Annotated in this window: 16 protein-coding genes and 1 pseudogene; 5 read left to right on the forward strand and 12 right to left on the reverse strand. The window is 69.8% G+C overall.

Translation table 11 applies throughout. The features are described from left to right. The 5 genes and pseudogenes from Vqi01_RS28050 to Vqi01_RS28070 all read right to left on the reverse strand — a co-directional run. A pseudogene (locus Vqi01_RS28050) lies at positions 1–189 on the reverse strand (non-reducing end alpha-L-arabinofuranosidase family hydrolase); the annotation flags it as partial. Positions 190–1,189: 1,000 nt separating this feature from the next. After that, positions 1,190–1,765 carry an NADPH-dependent F420 reductase gene (locus Vqi01_RS28055; RefSeq protein WP_204038153.1) on the reverse strand — a complete coding sequence of 192 codons (576 nt, stop codon included), beginning with the start codon at positions 1,763–1,765 and terminating at the stop codon, positions 1,190–1,192. A gap of 158 nt (positions 1,766–1,923) precedes the next feature. Then, positions 1,924–2,256, reverse strand: a complete 333-nt coding sequence (locus Vqi01_RS28060; protein ID WP_204038154.1) for a cupin domain-containing protein — start codon at positions 2,254–2,256, stop codon at positions 1,924–1,926. Positions 2,257–2,433: 177 nt separating this feature from the next. Continuing rightward, positions 2,434–2,871 carry a hemerythrin domain-containing protein gene (locus Vqi01_RS28065; protein WP_204038155.1) on the reverse strand — a complete coding sequence of 146 codons (438 nt, stop codon included), beginning with the start codon at positions 2,869–2,871 and terminating at the stop codon, positions 2,434–2,436. Positions 2,872–2,960: 89 nt separating this feature from the next. Then, positions 2,961–4,172, reverse strand: a complete 1,212-nt coding sequence (locus tag Vqi01_RS28070) for a globin domain-containing protein (RefSeq protein WP_204038156.1) — start codon at positions 4,170–4,172, stop codon at positions 2,961–2,963. 151 nt (positions 4,173–4,323) lie between these two features. Between Vqi01_RS28070 and Vqi01_RS28075 the strand changes: the two genes are divergently transcribed. After that, a complete protein-coding gene (locus Vqi01_RS28075) occupies positions 4,324–5,034 on the forward strand; it encodes a helix-turn-helix transcriptional regulator (protein WP_204038157.1) in 711 nt (236 codons plus the stop codon). Beyond that, the gene (locus Vqi01_RS28080; protein WP_204038158.1) at positions 5,031–5,852 is read left to right on the forward strand and encodes a YwiC-like family protein; all 822 of its coding nucleotides are present in this window, start codon (positions 5,031–5,033) and stop codon (positions 5,850–5,852) included. The genes Vqi01_RS28075 and Vqi01_RS28080 overlap by 4 nt, the downstream gene beginning before the upstream one ends. A 101-nt stretch (positions 5,853–5,953) precedes the next feature. Here Vqi01_RS28080 and Vqi01_RS28085 read toward each other — a convergent pair whose 3' ends face one another. The 5 genes from Vqi01_RS28085 to Vqi01_RS28105 all read right to left on the reverse strand — a co-directional run bounded on the left by Vqi01_RS28085 (position 5,954) and on the right by Vqi01_RS28105 (position 12,138). Further along, positions 5,954–6,739 carry a spermidine synthase gene (locus Vqi01_RS28085; RefSeq protein WP_204038159.1) on the reverse strand — a complete coding sequence of 262 codons (786 nt, stop codon included), beginning with the start codon at positions 6,737–6,739 and terminating at the stop codon, positions 5,954–5,956. A gap of 72 nt (positions 6,740–6,811) precedes the next feature. Then, the gene (locus Vqi01_RS28090; protein WP_204038160.1) at positions 6,812–8,470 is read right to left on the reverse strand and encodes an ABC transporter permease; all 1,659 of its coding nucleotides are present in this window, start codon (positions 8,468–8,470) and stop codon (positions 6,812–6,814) included. Then, complete coding sequence (locus tag Vqi01_RS28095; RefSeq protein ID WP_204038161.1) at positions 8,470–9,384, reverse strand: ABC transporter ATP-binding protein; 915 nt, start codon at positions 9,382–9,384, stop codon at positions 8,470–8,472. Before Vqi01_RS28095 ends, Vqi01_RS28090 begins: the two co-directional genes overlap by 1 nt. A gap of 96 nt (positions 9,385–9,480) precedes the next feature. Beyond that, the gene (locus Vqi01_RS28100; protein WP_204038162.1) at positions 9,481–10,170 is read right to left on the reverse strand and encodes a TetR/AcrR family transcriptional regulator; all 690 of its coding nucleotides are present in this window, start codon (positions 10,168–10,170) and stop codon (positions 9,481–9,483) included. A 147-nt stretch (positions 10,171–10,317) separates the two neighbouring features. Continuing rightward, positions 10,318–12,138 carry a carbohydrate-binding domain-containing protein gene (locus Vqi01_RS28105; RefSeq protein ID WP_204038163.1) on the reverse strand — a complete coding sequence of 607 codons (1,821 nt, stop codon included), beginning with the start codon at positions 12,136–12,138 and terminating at the stop codon, positions 10,318–10,320. 266 nt (positions 12,139–12,404) lie between these two features. Between Vqi01_RS28105 and Vqi01_RS28110 the strand changes: the two genes are divergently transcribed. From Vqi01_RS28110 to Vqi01_RS28120, 3 genes are all read left to right on the forward strand, one after another. After that, positions 12,405–13,610, forward strand: a complete 1,206-nt coding sequence (locus Vqi01_RS28110; protein WP_204038164.1) for a cytochrome P450 — start codon at positions 12,405–12,407, stop codon at positions 13,608–13,610. Continuing rightward, positions 13,607–13,828 carry a ferredoxin gene (locus Vqi01_RS28115; protein WP_204038165.1) on the forward strand — a complete coding sequence of 74 codons (222 nt, stop codon included), beginning with the start codon at positions 13,607–13,609 and terminating at the stop codon, positions 13,826–13,828. The genes Vqi01_RS28110 and Vqi01_RS28115 overlap by 4 nt, the downstream gene beginning before the upstream one ends. Before the next feature lie 610 nt (positions 13,829–14,438). Next, complete coding sequence (locus Vqi01_RS28120) at positions 14,439–17,675, forward strand: type 1 periplasmic-binding domain-containing protein (protein ID WP_204038166.1); 3,237 nt, start codon at positions 14,439–14,441, stop codon at positions 17,673–17,675. A gap of 187 nt (positions 17,676–17,862) precedes the next feature. Here the strand turns inward: Vqi01_RS28120 and Vqi01_RS31125 are convergent, their stop codons facing one another. Together Vqi01_RS31125 and Vqi01_RS28130 are read right to left on the reverse strand one after the other, a co-directional pair. Continuing rightward, entirely contained in the window at positions 17,863–18,258 is a 396-nt protein-coding gene (locus tag Vqi01_RS31125) for a hypothetical protein (RefSeq protein ID WP_239098723.1), read from the reverse strand. A 176-nt stretch (positions 18,259–18,434) separates the two neighbouring features. Then, on the reverse strand, positions 18,435–18,557 hold the full coding sequence (locus Vqi01_RS28130; RefSeq protein WP_204038167.1) for a ribosomal protein bL36: 123 nt from the start codon (positions 18,555–18,557) through the stop codon (positions 18,435–18,437). Between the last annotated feature and the right edge of the window lie 183 nt (positions 18,558–18,740).

Below are 18,740 nucleotides of genomic sequence, written 5' to 3' on the forward strand. Positions count from 1 at the left end.
GCTGTTGCGGTTCAACAGCACGTACCAGGCACTGGTGTCGACCGTCGCCGCCGCAGCGGGCGCCGACACCGCCACCGCGGCGACACCACCCACCACCACCGTCGTCACGCCAGCGGCGGCGACCCGCAGCAACCATCGACGCCGCCGCGACGGCGGCGCGAGCGATGGGGACCTACCAAAGGCAGACATGATCCTCCTCAAACGACCAAGAGCCGAAGGGTCTCTTTCGAAGACGGGCGCACCGAGACGCATGGCCGGGCGCATGCGCCGTGATTGTTAGCGTTAACACGACGCACGCCTGCCCTAGCGCACGCCTAATCCAAGATCCGACGAAGTTGGCTTGCCCGGTCAGCCACAGGTATCGCCGTTCTTGACTATCGACTGTGAGCGATAACACGCCGTTCGTCAAGACGTAATGTTCCGGGTCCACCGGGCAGCGCCCACCGCAGCCCCTGCCGGACGTCGGGCGGCTCTCCGCACGCTGGTCATGGTGATCGTGACCTCGCGGACGGGCTTCGGCGCTGCCCCTGCCGCGCGAACAGGTGCTACCGGGTTCGGGAAGGCTCGACGGGGCCGGCCTCGGCACGGCCCCGAAGGATCACCGTGCCGTGAATCAAGTAGGAGCGGCCGACACTAGGGCGATGGGGACGAGGCGGGCAAGGCAGAAAATGGGCCATGCCTTTGTGGCATGGCCGACGACGACAGACGCGGTTGGCCGAGGACGGCGCGGGTGCGGCGGAGCGCTGCCAGCCGACGCGCCAAGGACGCACGGCAGCACCGCCAGTCCTGTTGCGGTCTGACCTCCGCGGTCTGTTGATCGACCCCGTTCCGTCGGTACGGCGGTGCCCAAGCGGTCGGGACAACGCCATCACGGCGAAGCGGTGATGAGCGGCAACGCCGGCAGCAGCCCCACCGCCCGGAGATGCGAGTTACCCGTCGCCCGGGAACTCGGCTCGCTCGGCGCCGACCCACCACCCAGGGGCTGTCGATGGTCTCGGTGAGCTGCTCGCCGCACGCGCTTTCGTGCCCAGCGTGCAACTGGTCGGGCTGACGAGCAACAGCTCTCGGTGGCCGTCAAGGGGCCACCGGCGGTGTCCTGGCCGCTCCTGGTCAGCCGTGCGCTGGCAATGGCGACCGGGCTGGTCGGCGGGCGGTTTCCTCGGCGGGTCAGCGAGGCCGACGCACCAGGTCAGGCTACGACGCCGAAGCCTCCGGTCCAGGGGACCTTCTCGCTCGAGGCCAGGCTGATCTGCAGGAAACCGAGGGCCTCCAACTCCCGGGCCCGCTTGAGCCCGCCGGCGTCGACCGCCTTCAGACCGCCCCTGCTGACCACGTCGATGAGGGTGGCCTTGGCATCGGCGTCGTCCCCGGCGACCAGGACGGTCGTGGTCAACGGGCCGACGGTGCCGGCGGCCAGCGTGCCGGCGAAGGTGGTGTTGAATGCCTTGAGCACCCGGGACCCGGGCAGCTTGGCGCTGATCACCGCGGTGGCCGAGCTGTCGGCGGGCACAGCGAGGGAGTCGAAGGTCTCGAAGTTCACCGGGTTGGTGATGTCCACGACGATCTTGCCTCGGAGCTGGTCGCCGCGCTGAGCGATCACGTCGTCCACAGCCGAATACGGGATGGCGAGGACGACGATGTCGCCGGTGGCCGGTTTGTCGGCGTCGGCCTTGCCGAACATCTCGACGGTGTTGCCGCCCTTGGTGATGACGCTGGAGATGGCCTCACCCATGTTGCCGGTGCCGATGATGGAGACGTGCGCCATGGCGTTCCCTCCGTAAGCGGTTGTTGCCCCGTCAAATGTCTCGGTCTTTAACCTGTCAGGCCACCGGTACCCGGCAACGGCCTACCGCCTACCTTGCCCATCGTTGGCCGCGCTATGCCGGCGATGTCCGTCTGGACGCTCCGCGGCTTGGCGGCGTCTCACATTTTCTTGGCGACGGTCAACAGCACGACGGCGTCCTGAAGCGCCTCGAGACTGTGCCGGGCGTCGGGAATGAGCAGCAGGTCGCCGCTGGCGCCGTCGCAGCTGGCCGTGTCAGTGGCGAGGCGGACCTGGCCGTGCAGCACGTGCACGGTCGCTTCCCCGGGATTCTCGTGTTCGTCCAGCCGTTGGCCGGCGATGAGGGCGATGACGGTTTGGCGCAGTGTCTTGGTGTGGCCGCCGTGCATGGTCTGGGCGCTGCGACCGCTGGAGGCGCCGCGGGCTGCGGTGAGCAGTTGGTCGGCCAGATCGGTCAGCGATGACTTCTGCATGATCTCTCTTTCATTCAACGTCCGTCGCCGGATCAAACGGGTGCGGGACCTCGGGGAAGCGGGCAGTGCGCCGGCTGCGGGGGTGGTGGCCGGTGTGGCATGGCCGACGGCAGAAGCATCCATGAGCCTCGTCGCCAGGTCACCCGCACGGATCGGTGACCTTGAGCCGGTGAGCCGCTATGTGGTGTTGCCCTGCGGGGTCAGCCGGTCCCACGTCGGGATGGGCAAGGTGATGACCGCGGCGGGGAACAGGCCGTGTTCCTCGTTGTCGATGTGCCGGCGCAGACGATCAAGAGCGGCGAGCACGGCGGGCCACTCGGGCGCCGCACGGTCGACCTGGCCCAGGACGCCATGGATGTCGTCGTGCTCGCCGCAGAGCTTGTCCACTGCCTCGGCCATGCTGCCCTCGGCGCGTAGCTCCACGAACAGGCCGGCTTCCTCGACGGAGGTGTGCGGCATCAGCACAGCGAGTAGCTCGTCCAGCAGCGCGACAGGATCGCCGTGTCCTTTGGTGATCGCCGCGCGCAGCCGCTCGGCGGCGTTGGAGATCTCCTCGTGTTCGGCGCTGAGCTGTCCGATGAGCGGGAATTCTCGGCATCCGCAGTAGTTGCACACGAAACGGACCTCCTGACAGGTCGGTCGGCAATTTCAACCTGCCCCTTTCGCCAGCATCGGCGTAGGGCCATTGGTCCCGATCGACACGCTCAACTGGGCAGCATCTCCGGCCCGAAGACCTCGTAGGCGATGCGCTCGCCGGGCACGCCCCGGCGCAGTAGGCCGGCACGCACGTGGCTCATGAACGGCAGCGGGCCGCACAGATGCACGTCGGCACCGGCCGGCACCGGGATGCGTTCGGGATCTACCCGGCCGATGTCGACGCTAGCGAGGGCCTCAAGCATCGCGTCCGGAGCCCCGTCCTCGTACCACAGGTGCATGTGCAGCTGCGGGAGGGCACGGCGCAGCGCGGGCAGGTGCCGACGCAGCGCATGGGTGCTGCCGCTGCGATCGGCGTGCACGAGCACGACCGGGCGTTCGGTGTCGTGCCGCGCCAGATGGTGCAGCGCCGACATCGCCGGCGTGACGCCGATCCCGGCACTCACCAGCACCAACGGGCCGTCGCCACGCACGCAGCTGACGTCACCGAACGGCGGACTCAGGCGCAGCAGGTCACCGATGTCGACCTGCTCGTGCAGGTAGCTCGACACGGCCCCGTCCGGGCTGCCGGCGTGTCCGCGTACCCGCTTGACGGTGATCTGCCACGTGGGCAGCCCCGGCGCTCCGGACAGGCTGTACTGGCGGATCTGTCGGCCTGCGCCGTCACCGAGTTCGACGGCGACCGAGACGTACTGCCCTGCCACGAACACGCCGGCCGGCGCGCCGTCGGCGGGCGCGACCGTGAACGAGACGACGTCATCGGTCTCCACCGTGCGTTCGACGACCCGGTAGCTACGCCATATGTCGGCGGGATCGCCCACCGCGACGGCGTGGTAAAGGCGTGCTTCGCGGGCGACCAGCTCGCAGGCGAACAGCCAGTAGACCTCGTCCCAGGCCCGCGCGACGTCGGCGGTGACCGCGGTGCCGAGAACCTCTCCGATCGCGGCCATCAGGTGCCGGCCGACGACGGGGTACTGCGCGGGCGTGATGCCCAGCGACGCGTGCTTGTGGGCGATGCGCTCGACCACCGGCCCCCACGGCGTTGCGGTGTCACCGAGAAGATGCGCGGCGTAGCCCACCACGGCGGCGGCGAGGGCCTGACGCTGCCGGCCGGTGGCCTGGTTTCCCCGGTTGAACAGGTCGAGCAGATCCGGGTGGGCGGCGAACATCCGTGCGTAGAAGGCGCCGGTGATCGCTTCGGCCTGCCCCTGCACCACCGGCAGGGTCGCGCGGACGATGGTGGCCGACGAGGGATTGAGCATGGTTCTCCTTGTGTCGTCGATGGGATGCCTGCGGGCCGTTGCCGCGCAGTAGCGTGATCCGCCGGTCGGCCGGCGCTGAACTGCGAGGTCCGGATGTGTCATGAGGCCCTCCCTAGTTTCAACGCCATTTGGCGTTATAACGTTATGCACCATGGAAACCCCGCGGATAGGTCCCTCTGGCGAGACAATCGACACTCCCCGGCACCGGGCGCTGGGCACCGCGAGCCGGGCGAAGATCCTGCGCCTGGTGCGCGACGCGGCCGGCGGGCTCACCGCCGCTGACGTGGCGGCCCACACCGGGCAGCACCTGTCCACCACCCGCGCCCACCTGGACCGACTGGTCGAGGCAGGGCTGCTGGTGAAGGCCCGGGCCAGCCATGGCGCTCCGGGCCGGCCGGCGTGGCGTTACCGGGCCACCGCCACCGATCCCGCCCCGGCGCCGTACCGGGCACTGGCGGCGGCCCTGCTCGATCACCTGGCCCCGGTCGGCGGCGACGTGCACGACGCGGCCGCCCGGGTCGGGCAGAACTGGGGCCGGCAACTCGCTGCGGCAGCCCCGGCGCGCGAGGATCCGGTCGACGCCGTCACCACCGTGCTGCACGGGCTCGGCTTCGACCCGCGGCGCCGGCCCGGGCCCCCGAGCAGCGCGGACACCGAGGTCCACCTGCACACCTGCCCGTTCCTGGATCTCGTGGGACGCAATCCCGACGCCATGTGCGGGCTGCACGCCGGTGTCGTGCGCGGAGTTCTTGATCGCCATGGCGCCAGCGGCGACACCGCCGTACTCGAGCCGTTCGGGGCCCCGGGTGCGTGCGTCGTGCGGCTGTCCAGGGCCCGGCGGCGTCAGGACCGCCCGCGATGACGACACGCCCCATCGGGACGCCGGTCGCCCGACAACCGCCCACCCTGGCCGGCGCCGCGCGCACCGCCACATCCGCCCGCAGCGCGAGCCCGCAGCGATCCCACCGCCGGACCGCTCGGCAGTACATCCCACCCCAGCACGGCGCCTGGGCAATGCTGCTGGTTCCCTGGCTCGCCGGTGTGCTGACCGTCGGATTCCGGTGGCCGCACCTACCGCTGCTCGGCGCCTGGCTGACCGGCTACCTGTTCTCCTACTACGCCCTGCAGGCCGTCAAGACGCGCCGCCTCGCGCGCTTCAGGCGACAACTGCTGCTGTACGGGCCGATCACCGCCACTGTCGGCGCCCTCGTCGTCGTCGCACGGCCTCAGGTCCTGGCCTACGCCCCCGCCTACGCGGCGTTCCTCGCAGTCAACTTCCACTACGCCAGGCGGCGCAGGGAACGGACACTGGCCAACGACCTGGCCTCGGTGGCGGGAAGCTGCCTCATGGTCCCCGTCGCCGCCACGGCAACCGGCGCTGCCATCAGTCAGGCCGTACCCGCCTTCGTCGCCGTTCTCCTCTACTTCACCGGCACGGTCCTGTACGTCAAGACGATGATCCGTGAGCGGGAGAACCCGGCCTACCACCGGATGTCGGTGATCTATCACGTGCTCGCGCTCGCTGCGGCCTCATTTCTCGGCATCACACTCGCGGCACTGTTCGCTGTTCTCCTTGCCCGCGCCGCCGTCCTTCCCCGATACCGGCTGGCACCCAAACACGTCGGCATCATCGAAATCTGCGGCTCCGCTCTGCTACTCCTCGCTGCCGCAACCACCTGACCACAACGCACGGGCCGAAGCCGGCCAGCCGCGACATCGCGCAGCGTGGCCGTTCCGGTTCCCTGTCGCCATGGCGCACCTGAGGATCGATACAGGCGGTCTCAACGCTCGGGGTCGTCGGTGCGCGGCCGGGCGCCGGCGATGAACGTGTCGAGCGTCGGCCCGTGCAGGACTCCGCCGGGCAGTGGATCGCGCCGCGCCAGCACCGCCAGGCGTGCTGCGGGCAGTCGGTGCGGGCGCGGCGCCGCAGCGAGCACCACGTTGCCGTACCGCCGGCCGCGCAGCATCCGTCGGTCGGCGACGAGGCACACGTCGGCGAAGACCGCGCGCAGGGTGGCCGCCTGCACCCGGGTGAGGAGCAGGGGTGGCAGGTCGGTGACGTTGACCAGGTAGACGCCGTCGGGTCGCAGCACCCGGGCGACCTCGGCGGCGAACGCCACGGTGGCCACGTGCGGCGGCATCCGGGCCGCCTGGTAGATGTCGGCGAGCACCAGGTCGTACGCGCCGGCCGGGGCGGCGGCGACCGCCTCCCGGGCGTCGGCGATGCGGACCTCGACACCGGCCGGTCGGGGCGGCAGGTCGCGCGCCACCAGTTCGACCACCGCCGGGTCCCGCTCGACGACCACCTGCGCCGAGCCGGGCCGGGTCGCGGCGACGTAGCGCGGCAGCGTCAGCGCGCCGCCGCCGAGGTGCAGCACGTCCAGCGGATCACCGGCCGGCGCGGCGAGATCGGTCACGGCGGCCATCCGGCGGACGTACTCGAAGTGCAGGTACGTGGGTTCGGCGACATCGACGTAGGACTGTTCGACGCCGCCGGCCAGGAGCGTACGCCCGGTGGGCCGGCCCGGATCGACGACCAGCTCGATCCGGTCGTCGAATGCCTCCATGACCAGGCAGGCTAATCCACCCTCCCGGGCCGCCGAACATGGTGGCCCGGCTCTGGGACAGGCCCCTGGCGCTCAGGCGCGACCGGCCAGGTCGCGGCGGCGGATCACGACCACCGCCGCCTGGAACACCGCGGCCGAGAGCACCGTCAGCACCGAGACCGCGATCAGGTTGATGTCCTCCAGCGGGTACTCGCCGATGTGCTCGAACGGCGACAGCCTGAGTGCGGCGTCGGGGATGTCGAGGATCGGAGCGAAGTAACCGGCGATCAGTCCCCAGCCGAGCACCACCCAGATCACCGGTAGCGCCCTCGGCGCCACAGCGTAGACCAGGGTCGCGGCAGTGAGGACCAGCCAGACCGCCGGGGTGTGAGCGAGGTGGCCCAACAACAGTTCGCCGATGAGCCCGGCGTCGTCGGTGCTGATCGCCGCGCCCGCCCCGATGCCAAGGCCGGCGACCAGCAGCAGCCAGAGCGCACCGATCGCCGCGACCGCGACGTGGCTGGCGAGCCAGACCGCTCGACTCACCGCCGTGGCGAGGACCGGCTCGGCCCGTCCGTCGGCCTCCTCGGCACGCACCGACTGCACGGCGAGCACCGCGTAGACCCCGACGACGAGACCCATGGTCAGGGCCATCATGCCGAGGTAGCCGTCCAGCAGGTTCTCCGAACCTCCCATGAGGGCCACCAGATCCTCGGGTGCGTCGGCGAGACCGTCGAGCAGCGGCTGCGTGAACGAGCCGTACGCGAGCCCGGCGACGAGCAGTGCCGCACTCCAGCCGATCAGGCTGGCCCGGTGCAGCCGGAACGCGAGTGCGAACGGGCTGGCCAGCCAGGCGGCGGCCCGGGGCGATCCGGGGCGGGGCGGCACCAGGCCGGCGCCGAAGTCCCGGCGCCTCGACAGCGCGTACCCCACCGTGCCCGCCGCCACCGCGAAACCGAGCGAGATCGCCAGCGGCCACCAGCGGTTGTGGACGTAGGGCGCGGTCTGCTGGGACCAGCCGATCGGCGACAGCCAGGACAACCAGGACGGCCCGCTGCCCTGCACCGCCGCCATGTCACCCAGCCCGCGCAGGACGAACGCGGCGCCGAGCGCGGCGCCGGCCATGCCGGAGGCCGCCCGTGGGTACTCGGACAGTTGGACGGTGACTGCGGCGACGCCGGCAAAGGCCAGCCCCGCCGCGCCGATGGACGCGCCAAACAGCAACGACCCGCCCACATCGAACCCGCGGCTGGCCATCGTCCCCGCAATCAGCAGCCCGACCAGCACCGCCATGGTGGCGGCGAGAATCAGCGTGGCGGTGAGCTGGGCGTGTCGGCCAACCACGTTGGCCCGGATCAGCTCGGCCCGGCCGGAGCGTTCCTCCGCTCGGGTGTGCCGCACCACGGTGAGCAGTCCCATCAGGCCCGCGCCGACGGCCACGTGGAGGCCGTACTGGCCGGCAAGGAAGCGTTCGATGGTCAGGTTGTCGAAGCCGAACCCGGGCCCGCCGAACAGCGCGCCGGCCGGACTACCGGAGAACGCGGTCAGCCCCTCCAGGTCCGCCGGGCTCTGCACGATCGTGTCCAGCGCGGTGGCGAAGTACGTCATCAGCAGCGCCAGCCCGAGGGTCCACGCGGGGAAGCGAATCCGGTCGCGGCGCAGCATGAACCGCAGGAGCGTGCCGGTCCCGGTGACAGCGTTCCCAGCGGAGAGCCCGGCCGCTGCCGGGCGGCGAACCGTCGTGGTGGCCATCACGCCACCTCCGCAGCGCCCTTGTGGACGAGCTGGTCGCCGTAGTGGCGCAGCAGCAACTGCTCCAGCGTCGGCGGCCGGACCGTCAGCCCCTGCACATCGAGATCACCAAGTCGGCGCACCGCGGCGGCAAGGTGGTCGCCGTCGACCTCGAAGCGGATGTGGCCGTCCTCGGACCGAAGGTTGTGCACCCCGGACAGGTCGCGGAGGGACTCGGCCGGCCGGTCGGTGATCGCGTCGACCGAGGTGCGCGTCAGGTGGCGCAGATCGGTCAGCGAGCCGGTCTCGACGATCGTGCCCTGGCGAATGATCGAGATCTGGTCGGCGAGGACCTCGACCTGGGCGAGGATGTGGCTGGACAGCAGCACGGTGCGGCCAGCATCCTTGGCCTCGCGGATGCACTCCTGGAACACCGCTTCCATCAGCGGGTCCAGCCCGGCGGTGGGTTCGTCGAGCAGGAGCAGTTCGACGTCGCTGGCCAGCGCCGCGATCAGGGCCACCTTCTGCCGGTTGCCCTTGGAGTAGGTGCGGCCCTTCTTGCTCGGGTCGAGGTCGAAACGCTGGCACAACTCGTCGCGGCGGACCGGATCGGTGCCGCCGCGTAACCGGGCGAACAGGTCGATCACCTCGCCGCCGGTGAGGTTGGGCCACAGTTCCACGTCGCCCGGTACGTAGGCAAGCCGGCGGTGCAGGGTCACCGCATCTGCCCACGGGTCACTGCCGAGCAGCCGAACCTGGCCGGCGTCGGCGCGCAGCAACCCGAGCAGGATCCGGATGGTGGTGGACTTGCCGGCGCCGTTGGGGCCGAGGAAGCCGTGCACGGTGCCCGTGGCGACCCGCAGGTCGAGCCCGTCGAGCGCCTTCACCCGGCCGAAGGACTTGTCGAGGTGGTAGATGTCGATGGCAGGATTCATGGTCACAGACCTCGTTCGATGAAGGCCCAGGGCAGCCTGGGCTCCGATGTCGCCGATCGCGGAACCCGAAGGAGGAGGAACGCCGGGGGCTGATGGCTAGCGCGCGGCGTTGTCCGCGTCGCCGGACGGCGGATCCGGGACGTACATGAGGTACTCGTCGAGCATCGACCGGTCGACGAGCAGCCCTTCGGTGAACAGCTCCAACCCCGGCAGCATGAGATCGTCGAGGTAGCGGCGGAAGAGTGCGGAGAACTCATCCGCGGAGGCCGGAGCCCCGTGCAGGGTGAACCACAGCACCATGCCGCCCGCCGCCTGGTAGGCCAGGTACCGCGTACGAGCGGCCCGGTCCCGACTGGGACGGACCACTCCGGCCGCCTCACCCGCGGACAGGTACTCCTCAGCATCGGCGATCATGTGCTCGATCAGCGTGGCCGCCAGCTCTCCGCCGGCCTGCAGGCTGCGCAGCAGGTACTGCACCATCGGTGCGAACCGCTCGACCTCGGCCATCTGCGCCAGCAGGGTTACGCCGCTGCCGTCGGTCAGAGCCTTCGCCTTCGTCTCCCGCAGCACCGCGAGAACCTGCTCGTCGCAGGCCCGGCGCAGCCCGTCCTTTGAGCCGAAGTGATGAACGATCAGACCGGCGGTGACACCCGCGTCGGCGGCGATGGTGCGCAACCCGACCCGGAAGCCGTCGCGGGCGAACCGGGCGATGGCGGCGTCACGGATCCGGCCCACGGTGGCGAACTCGCCATCGCGATCCACCGGAGCCACGCCCGCCGACGCCATGACACCAGATTAAACACTCGTTCAATCCGCTCGCAATACCCCGAGCTCGGTCGGCTGGATCCCCGGCCGTCTGCCGGGTGTAGCCCGGCACCAGTTGGTGCCGGGCTACACGGATCGAGCGGCGATCGGGAAGCGGGCGCTGTCCGATCAGGTCGCGGTGCAGGTCAGGGTCGGGGCGGTGTTGCTGCCGTTCCAGGTGCCGAGGAATCCGAAGGTGGTGCTGGCGCCGGCGCCGAGTGAACCGTTGAAGGAGACGTTGGTGGCAGTCACCGCCGAGCCGCTGACGTTGATGGTCGCGTTCCAGGACTGGGTGATCGTCTGGCCGTTGGCGAAGGTCCAGGTCACCCGCCAACCGCGGATCGCGGAGGAGCCGGCGGTGACCCGTACGTCACCCTGGAAGCCACCCTGCCACTGGTTCGTGATGAAGTAGGTGGCCGTGCAGCCGCCAGCGCCCGGCGGCGGGGTCGTCGGGTTCGGGGGTGGTGGGGTGGTCGGTGGGGTGGTCGGTGGGGTGGTCGGTGGGGTGGTCGGTGGCGGCCAGCCGGGGCCGCCGGGCGGCCAGCCGATCAGGCCGCCGCGGTACTGCCCGGCGGTGACGGTCATGAGTCGGGTGGCTCCCGCGATGCTGCCGCCGGTGGTGGCCATCCCGCCGATCGTCGCACCGGAGAGGCTGCCGCCCAGGTAGACCTCGTAGGTCTGCCCGTGCTGGATCCGGTTGGAGGAGAAGACCACCTCCCGGAAGTTCTTGGGAGCGCGGTAGGAGGCGAGCACCTGGCCGCCGGAGACCAGATGGAGGAGGGTGCCGGCCGGCTGGCTGCTGGACAACTGGGGGGCGACCCAGCCCTGGCCCGAGGTCGGCGGCAGGCTCAGCACCGCCATCGAGGTTGATCCTGCTCCGAGCACGGTGCCGCTGTTGAAGTAGACCGGGCCGTTCGAGTCGATCGCGCCCTCGCCCGGGCTGCCGGTGCTCGGCCCGCTGACCACGACCGTGCCGCCGGCGAAGGTCACCGAGCCGTTGGAGTCGATGCCGTCGATGCTGGAGTTGACCACGGTGGTCCCGCCGGTGAACCGTACGAACGCGTTCGGCGCCACGTCGAAATCGCCGTACCCGTCCTCGACGGCGTTGATCGCGTCGTCGCGGGCGGTGACGTTGACGTTACCGCCGCTGATGGTGATCTGCCGGCTCTCGATGGCCTCGTAGGAGTTGGTGACGGTGACGGTGCCGCCGGAGATGACGACGGTGTTCTCGCCCTTGATGGCGTCGTCACCCGCGCTCACCCGCACGGTGCCGTTGGTGATGGCGAGCCGGCCCCGGCCCGCCTTGGTGTCGTCGGACCTGATGCCGTCGCCGCCGGCGGTGACGTCGAGGCTTCCCCCGGTGATGTCGAGGAAGTCCTTGCCTCGGATACCGTCGTCGACCGCGTTCACCGTGATCGTGCCCGACTCGATGACCAGGCCGTCCTTGCTGGTGATGCCGTCGTACGCGTTGCCCCGTACGGTCAGCGCCCCGGTTCCCGTGATCCGCAGGTCGGCCTTGCTGAACAGGGCGGCGTTCGGCTCGTCGGTGCTCGGATCCGGATAGACGTACCTGTTCGCGTCGGTGAGCCGGCTGGTGGTGCCGGCGGCGAGCGTGATCACGACCTCGTCGGCGTCGGCGACCTGCAGCGGCGCGTTGCTGGAGTTGGTGATGGTGGCGCCGTTGAGGATCAGATTGACGGCGCCCGGGGCGGAGGTGTCGACGTTCAGGTAGCCGTCGTTGAGGGTGCCGGTGATCTCGTAGGTGCCCGGTGCGGTGATCGTCACGGCCCGCCCGGCGATGGTGACGTCGGCGCTGGGGCTGGTGGCACTGGCTCCGGTCAGCGTGATCGGAATGGTCGCCTGTGCGGTGGCCGGTGCACCCAGCGGGCCGGCGATCAATGCGATCGCGAGCCCGACCGGGAGGACGGCTCTCAGCGGGATGCGTTTCATGGCTCTGTCCTGACTCGGGTGGATGGGACGGAACGCGCGCGTGAACCATTGATAACTATAGATGAATTCCATGACTTTCGGGTCACCGACGGTGATCGACCCGGCCCGCCACCGCACAACAGCACGGCGCCGCCGACATGGACAGCGCCGGCCGGCGGCACTGGCATGGATCAATGCACTCAACTACGATCGGCGATCGAAGCGTCACCATGAGTCGATCATCCGACTTGTGCCGCGGGTGATCCGGTCTGCTCTGGGGGTCGGCAATGACAGACGTCACGAAGGTCGCCGCGCGGCCGTACCCGTTCAGCGCTCCCGACCGGCTCAATCTCGATCCCCTCTACGCGGAGCTGCGGCGTGTCGAGCCGCTCGTGCGGGTACGGCTGCCCTTCGGTGAGCAGGCGTGGCTCGCCACCCGGCACGCCGATGTGCGGACCGTCCTCGGTGACGCGAGGTTCAGTCGAGCCGCCAGCGTCGGCCGGGACGAGCCAAGGCTGACTCCGAGACAGATCGAGGGCGGCATCCTGTCGATGGATCCGCCGGAGCACACCCGGCTGCGGCGGCTGGTCGCCAAGGCGTTCACCGCCCGCCGGGTCGAGCAACTCCGGCCCCGGACCCGGCAGATCGCCGACGAACTGATCGATGCCATGGTGGCGGCCGGGCCGCCGGCCGACCTGGTCGAGCACTTCGCCACTCCGCTGCCGATCCAGGTGATCTGTGAGCTGCTCGGGGTGCCCTTCGCCGACCGGCACCTGTTCCACGTCTGGTCGGAGGCGATCGTCTCGACCACCTCGCTGTCGCCCGAGCAGATCCAGGAGTACCTCGACAACCTGCACGGCTACATCGGCGAGCTTGTCCAACAGCGGCGCCGACAGCCCACCGACGACCTGATCTGCGCAATGGTGCAGGCCCACGATGAACACCAGGACCGGTTCACCGAGCAGGAGGTCGTGCAGCTCGCCGCCGGGCTGCTCGCCGCCGGCCACGAGACCACCGTCACCCAGCTGCCCAATTTCGCGTACGTCCTGCTCACCCACCCGGAGCAGCTGGCGTGGCTGCGGGCCGACCCGGCCCGGGTGCCGACCGCGGTCGAGGAGCTGATGCGGTACGTCCCGCTCGGGGTCGCGTCCGCGTTCGCCCGGTACGCCACGGAGGACGTCGAAGTCGGTGGAGTGCTGGTGCGGGCCGGGGAACCAGTGATCGGCTCGCTCTCCTCGGCGAACCGGGACGAGACGGTCTTCACCGACCCGGATCGACTCGATCTCGGCCGCGAGACCAACCCACACATCGGCTTTGGACACGGTGTGCATCACTGCCTGGGTGCACAGCTGGCCCGGATGGAGCTGCAGGTCGGGATCGGTGCCCTGGTCGCCCGGCTGCCCGAGCTGCGGATCGCCGTGCCCGAGCCAGAACTGACCTGGAAGAGCGGGATGATCGTCCGAGGTCTGGCCCGGATGCCGGTGGCGTGGTGAGCACCGGCTGGCGGATCGAGGTCGACGCAGAGCGCTGCATCGGCTCGGGCAGCTGCGTGGGCATGGCCCCGGCCCATTTCCGGATGGAATCGGGGCTGGCCACCCCGATCACGACAGCCGTCGAGCCCACCGAGACGGTGATCGACGCCGCCGAGTCCTGCCCGGTCGAGGCAATCGCCGTACGCGACCACGACGACACCCTGATCGCACCATCCTGATCGAACCACTGCGCTGCCCGCCCCAGCCGGGCCAGCTCAATTCCGCCGGAATGGCGGGATCCAGGCGACCGGGATCCCCCCATTCCGGCGAAACGGAGTCGATCAACCACCTCAACCCATCGGTAGCCGCGCCTTTCCGATATACGCCGTCAATCCTCATTGACCACTATCAGACACTGCCCTTGCGGTTCCTACCGGTGCATACTCTGCCAGAAACGGGTGTTCGCGGCAGGTCGGGCCAGGGACTGGCGCGGCGGGGCGCACGGCAGAGCAGACACCAACGCTCCGGCGTGTATCTGCGCTGCAGGCCCGAAGGCCGTACAATTCTTCGTCAGAAGTCGTAAAGGTTCGATGCGGCCGGCAGCCAACTGCGCTTGTTTGTGGGGCATGAATGGTTAACGATCCGTCCGGCTTGCGGGGTAGGGATCGGGCGCTCGCACTTGTCCATGAGTTCGCGATCCGGCCGGAGTCAAAGGGCTCCCCAGCCACCCGCCGCACGCCGATCCTGATCTTCACTGGCCCTAAAGGCTGCGGAAAGACCGCCCTGCTGAGTGCCCTGGGGAGCGGGCTCCAGGGCAAGCTTCCCTATGCGCGCGTCGACTGCGGCACGTTGGAGAACACCCCCGTCTGGGAAGTGTTGTCGCTGCTCGCGTTCGACCTCAATCGAAACGCCGCCGGCTACCGTTCGATCCCGCTCCCCCGTTTCGTCACGGCCCAGGTGGCCATCTCCGCGCAACTCAACTCCCCGGGCCCGGATGCCCGCGTGATTATGCGGACGGCACTGGAGAACGCCCGGCGCATCGATCAGCTCCGCAAGTTCCTGGCTAGCCTGGCACAGGATGTGACCGGCTCGGTTCCGGGAGTAGGCGGCGTTCCGGGGGCGGCCACCGCCGCCCAGTACGCGCCGAACCTCATCCTCGACGGCCTGGTGTCATGGCGGCGGGGCCGCCGGGTCGTGCTCGGTGAAGGGTTGGAGTGGTACGGCTCCGGCAACCAGGCCTACGACGAGTTGGTCCGGCTCAACCTGCTCACCCGGGAGAACGCGAGCGAGGCCGAGCGTAAGGAGGCCATCGAGCTACTGTGGGCCGCGTTTCTGGCCGACCTGCGGGCCGCGTTCGATAAGAGGCGCGCCGACGCATGGTCGATGAACTGCGTGCTGCTGCTGGACAACATCGACACGAAACCCGGCCGCCTGCTCTACCGGGCGCTCGCCGACGCCCGTCGCGGCGAAGCCGACCCGCTGACCGTGGTTGCCACCAGCGCGGGCGGTGTGGCGCGGCACGTGGCGCCGGACGACGAGATCCCATTCGCCGAGGAGGCGAGTTACGACGACTACCTCGAACGCCGGCAGGGCGTTTACGAGAGCGACTCCTACCCGGTGGCGCTGCGCGACCTGACCCTGGACGAGGTCAAGGACTTGGTGTCCGAGGTCGCCGGCCCCCGGCTCAACGCGCACCGCGCGATCGCGGCTGAGGTGTACCGCTTCACCCGCGGTCACCCCGCCGCTACCGCCGTGATCGTCAAGGCGATCGGCGGCAATACCGGCGGCGCCATGCCGTTGAAGCGGCTGCTGGAGTCCCGGTGGCGAGGGCCGGTCGACCAGGACTCGGTCACCGTCGAGGAGCGGCTACTGCGCGAGCTGCTCGGCTCGCCGCCGGATGCGGTCCTGGCCCCCCTGGAGGCCTGCGCTGCCGCCTCCGACGTTGAGCAGGCCGACGAGCTGGCGCGTAGCGGCCTGGTGCCCCCGCCGCGTGACGGTGTTGGGCTCGTGCCCGCCGAGCTGCGGGTTCACCACACCGGCACGGGCCGCGTGGTCATGTTGCCCGCGCTACGTCACCTGCTGCTGCGCCGCCTCGCCGCCGCTCCCGAACGATGGACGGCAGTGCACACGTGGCTGCGGGACAACGGCAGACAATCCGACCGCTTCTACCACGCGCTGGCGCTGAGGGATGTCGACGCGGTGGTAGAGCACCTGCAGGAGTTGCTGCCTGACGCGCGGGCATGGTTTGCCGAACTCGACACAGTTACCGCGGCGCCCAACGACCTCGATACCGACGAGGCTGATCCTTCGCGGGTGCTGGCGGCGGCGGGCCGCACCGAACCGGCGGACGAGCCCGGGCGGACGATTGCCCGGGTGGTGGTGGGGTTGTGGGCCGCGAACGATCCCCTGTCCGCCGCCGACCGTGCCGATCTTTACTCCAGCACGGCCTGGGATCTGCGGATGCTGGCGCAGCAGCCAGGCGTGGCACGCAACGACTTCTTGAAAGCCGCGGCGTTGATCGAGGCCAGGGCCGAGGCCGGCAACTTTTCCGTGCCGAGCCATTCCGCTCGTTGGCAGGCGTGGACGCGGCAGCGTATGCAGGTCGACTTCATGCCTCCGACGCCGAAGCGCGTGCGGCGCAGGGCACGCATCCGGCTGGCGGCGACCATCTCGGTGGTGGCGCTACTACTGGTCGGCGCAGGTGCCGTCGGGGTGACCATGTTGATCCGCTGTGGTGAAGGCGTCCAGAAGCGAGACGGCGAGTGTGTCGGCGTCACCGACGGCTCCTACGTGTTCAACGGCCAACTCGCCGCCGTGCAGCGGCGAATCCTGGAGGAGAACACCCGCGTACAGGGGCATCCGCACGTGACGGTCGCGCTCCTCACGCCGCTTCTGCCCACGGAGGTGGGGAGCGTGACCTGGCAACGGGTCCGCGCCCAGCTCGAGGGTGCTCACGTTGCCCAACTGGCAGCCAACGAGGACAAGCGCGAGCCCAAAGTTCGACTGCTGCTGGCCAATCCCGGCAGCCGACAGCAGGAGTGGCGGCGGGTGGTCGACCAGCTGATCGAGCTGGCCGACGAGGAACGGCTGGTCGGCGTGGTCGGGGTCGGCCAAAGCACCACCAACGCACAGCAGACAGCAGGCGCACTGTCAGCGGCCGGCATCCCGATGGTGGCCTCGGTGGTGACCGCCACCGACTTCCATGTCCAACCGGCCGCCGAGCCCGGCGGACCCACCCGTTACATCAACGGATTTACCCGGGTCAGCTTCACCACCGGTGAGCAGACCGCGGTGCTGTCGGACTACCTGGCCGGACGAGGTGTCCGTAAGGCCATGCTCGTCTACGACAACAACGAGGACGACCTCTACACCTCCACGCTCTACAAGGAGTTCAAGGCAGCAGCCGCGGGCCGCAAGCTGTCGATCAGCGTGGAGAGCCGGTTCGACACCGAGGCGTCGCTGGACACCCAGTTCCGCGAGATCATGCGAGACCTCTGCGGCGACGGCGCCCCGGAGACGCTGCTCTACGCGGGCCGCGCAGTGCTCCTGGACGATCTGATCAACAACCTGCGGCAGCGGGGCTGCGCACGGGACCGAAACATCACGCTCGTCACCGGTTCAGACGCGTCGGTACTGCGCACCAGGCCGGACTTGCTCCCCCGCGGAGAGCAGCCGAAGCTGTCCATCGTCTACACCCCGCTCGTTGACCCGGACGCCGCCCGGGCAATGGGGATCACCGAGTTCGACCAGCTCACCGCCGAGTTCGAGCGGCTCGGATTCGACCCCGCGGACCTTGCCGACGGCTGGAGCGTCATGATGCACGACGCGATGCTGGCGCTGTCGGAGGCGATCAGCCGCACCGCCAACGGGTTGAAGCCCGGGGAACTACCCACGCGGCAATCCGTACGCTCCGAGTTGGGGCGATCTGACCGCGAGCGCAACCAGGTGCACGGCGCCAGCGGCACCTTCACACTCGACGCCATGACCGGCAACGCGCTCGGACGGCGGCTGCCCGTCATCGAGGTCGGGCCAACCGGGGAGTTCCAGGTCAAGGCGATCCCGCCCACGCGACCCCACGTGGGATGAACGCTTCCCCTGAATCGCCCGCTCGCCGGACGTTCGGTCCGGCTACCGAAGCCGGTCCGGCTACCCGGGCGAGCGGGGCGCCGGGCTCTTCTCGGCCGTCGGATACGTCCTCGCCTTCAACCCCACTGACCCGGTCGCCGATCCCACCGGCGTCTGCACCATCCTGTTCGACATCAACAGGACAACATCAGCGAGGCGCGTCGGGGTGTCCCGGCATGCTGGAACCGCCGCCACTGCTGCCGGAGGCGCCACCCGCCACCCCTGACCCGTCATCCTCGGTGACCAGGTCCGGCCGTACGTCAGTGCCGTCCGGCGCCGGGACGTCGGTGTCCGCCTCGACCTGGACCAGGCGGGCCTGACCGGCCTCGTCCTCGGCGTGTTCCGGATCGACCGGCTGCTCGCCCTGCCGCGTTCTGAAGCCCACGGTCGCCTCCGTCGGTGCCGTCTCCAAACGGCGATGGCTACCCATGGGCAAACCGTCGAAACGCCAGCGCAGGATCGTCCGGGCACCGTCGGCTCGGCCGTACTTCTGGTCGAACTGCCGGGCCGCCGACGCGCGTTCGCCGTCCGCAAGCTCGACCATCGAAAACGCCTGTGGCGCCGACCGATGCGTACGCCGCGGCAACCGCACCCGGCAGCCAGCGGCAGACTCAGATTCGCACGGCCGAGGGCGCAGCGGCACTCACCATGGCCGGCACCGGCCAAACTGCTGCTCAGCGCCCCGCCCCACAACAATCGGGCGGGTTCAGCGAGCGAACGTCAACCCTGCCGTGCCTTCTGGCGGGGATCCTTCTTGTTGATCACGAAAACCTTGCCCCGACGGCGGGCCACGACCGAGTTCATCTTCCGCGTCAACGCCCGCAGCGAACTTCTGACCTTCATCGTCCCTCCGTCCCCAGCACGTAACCGTAAGCCGGCACGCCGAGCCGAAGCCGGCCTACCTTGTCCGACTACCCGCACCGGAAGAGGCCACACCCGCTGACCTGATCGGCCAGCGAGGATCGTGGGCCTGCCGGCATCCAACGACGGAGACAACGGAGGCCGCACACGATCGGTGGCATGCAA

Source organism: Micromonospora qiuiae (genome assembly GCF_016863555.1).
Lineage (GTDB): Bacteria > Actinomycetota > Actinomycetes > Mycobacteriales > Micromonosporaceae > Micromonospora > Micromonospora qiuiae.

Bases quoted from the DNA above. Each gene is read 5' to 3' on its own strand.
- Vqi01_RS28055 (WP_204038153.1), bottom strand. From the start codon at position 1,765: ATGGCGCACGTCTCCATCATCGGCACCGGCAACATGGGTGAGGCCATC.
- Vqi01_RS28060 (WP_204038154.1), bottom strand. From the start codon at position 2,256: ATGCAGAAGTCATCGCTGACCGATCTGGCCGACCAACTGCTCACCGCA.
- Vqi01_RS28070 (WP_204038156.1), bottom strand. From the start codon at position 4,172: ATGCTCAATCCCTCGTCGGCCACCATCGTCCGCGCGACCCTGCCGGTG.
- Vqi01_RS28075 (WP_204038157.1), top strand. From the start codon at position 4,324: ATGGAAACCCCGCGGATAGGTCCCTCTGGCGAGACAATCGACACTCCC.
- Vqi01_RS28080 (WP_204038158.1), top strand. From the start codon at position 5,031: ATGACGACACGCCCCATCGGGACGCCGGTCGCCCGACAACCGCCCACC.
- Vqi01_RS28085 (WP_204038159.1), bottom strand. From the start codon at position 6,739: ATGGAGGCATTCGACGACCGGATCGAGCTGGTCGTCGATCCGGGCCGG.
- Vqi01_RS28090 (WP_204038160.1), bottom strand. From the start codon at position 8,470: ATGGCCACCACGACGGTTCGCCGCCCGGCAGCGGCCGGGCTCTCCGCT.
- Vqi01_RS28095 (WP_204038161.1), bottom strand. From the start codon at position 9,384: ATGAATCCTGCCATCGACATCTACCACCTCGACAAGTCCTTCGGCCGG.
- Vqi01_RS28100 (WP_204038162.1), bottom strand. From the start codon at position 10,170: ATGGCGTCGGCGGGCGTGGCTCCGGTGGATCGCGATGGCGAGTTCGCC.
- Vqi01_RS28105 (WP_204038163.1), bottom strand. From the start codon at position 12,138: ATGAAACGCATCCCGCTGAGAGCCGTCCTCCCGGTCGGGCTCGCGATC.
- Vqi01_RS28110 (WP_204038164.1), top strand. From the start codon at position 12,405: ATGACAGACGTCACGAAGGTCGCCGCGCGGCCGTACCCGTTCAGCGCT.
- Vqi01_RS31125 (WP_239098723.1), bottom strand. From the start codon at position 18,258: ATGGTCGAGCTTGCGGACGGCGAACGCGCGTCGGCGGCCCGGCAGTTC.
- Vqi01_RS28130 (WP_204038167.1), bottom strand. From the start codon at position 18,557: ATGAAGGTCAGAAGTTCGCTGCGGGCGTTGACGCGGAAGATGAACTCG.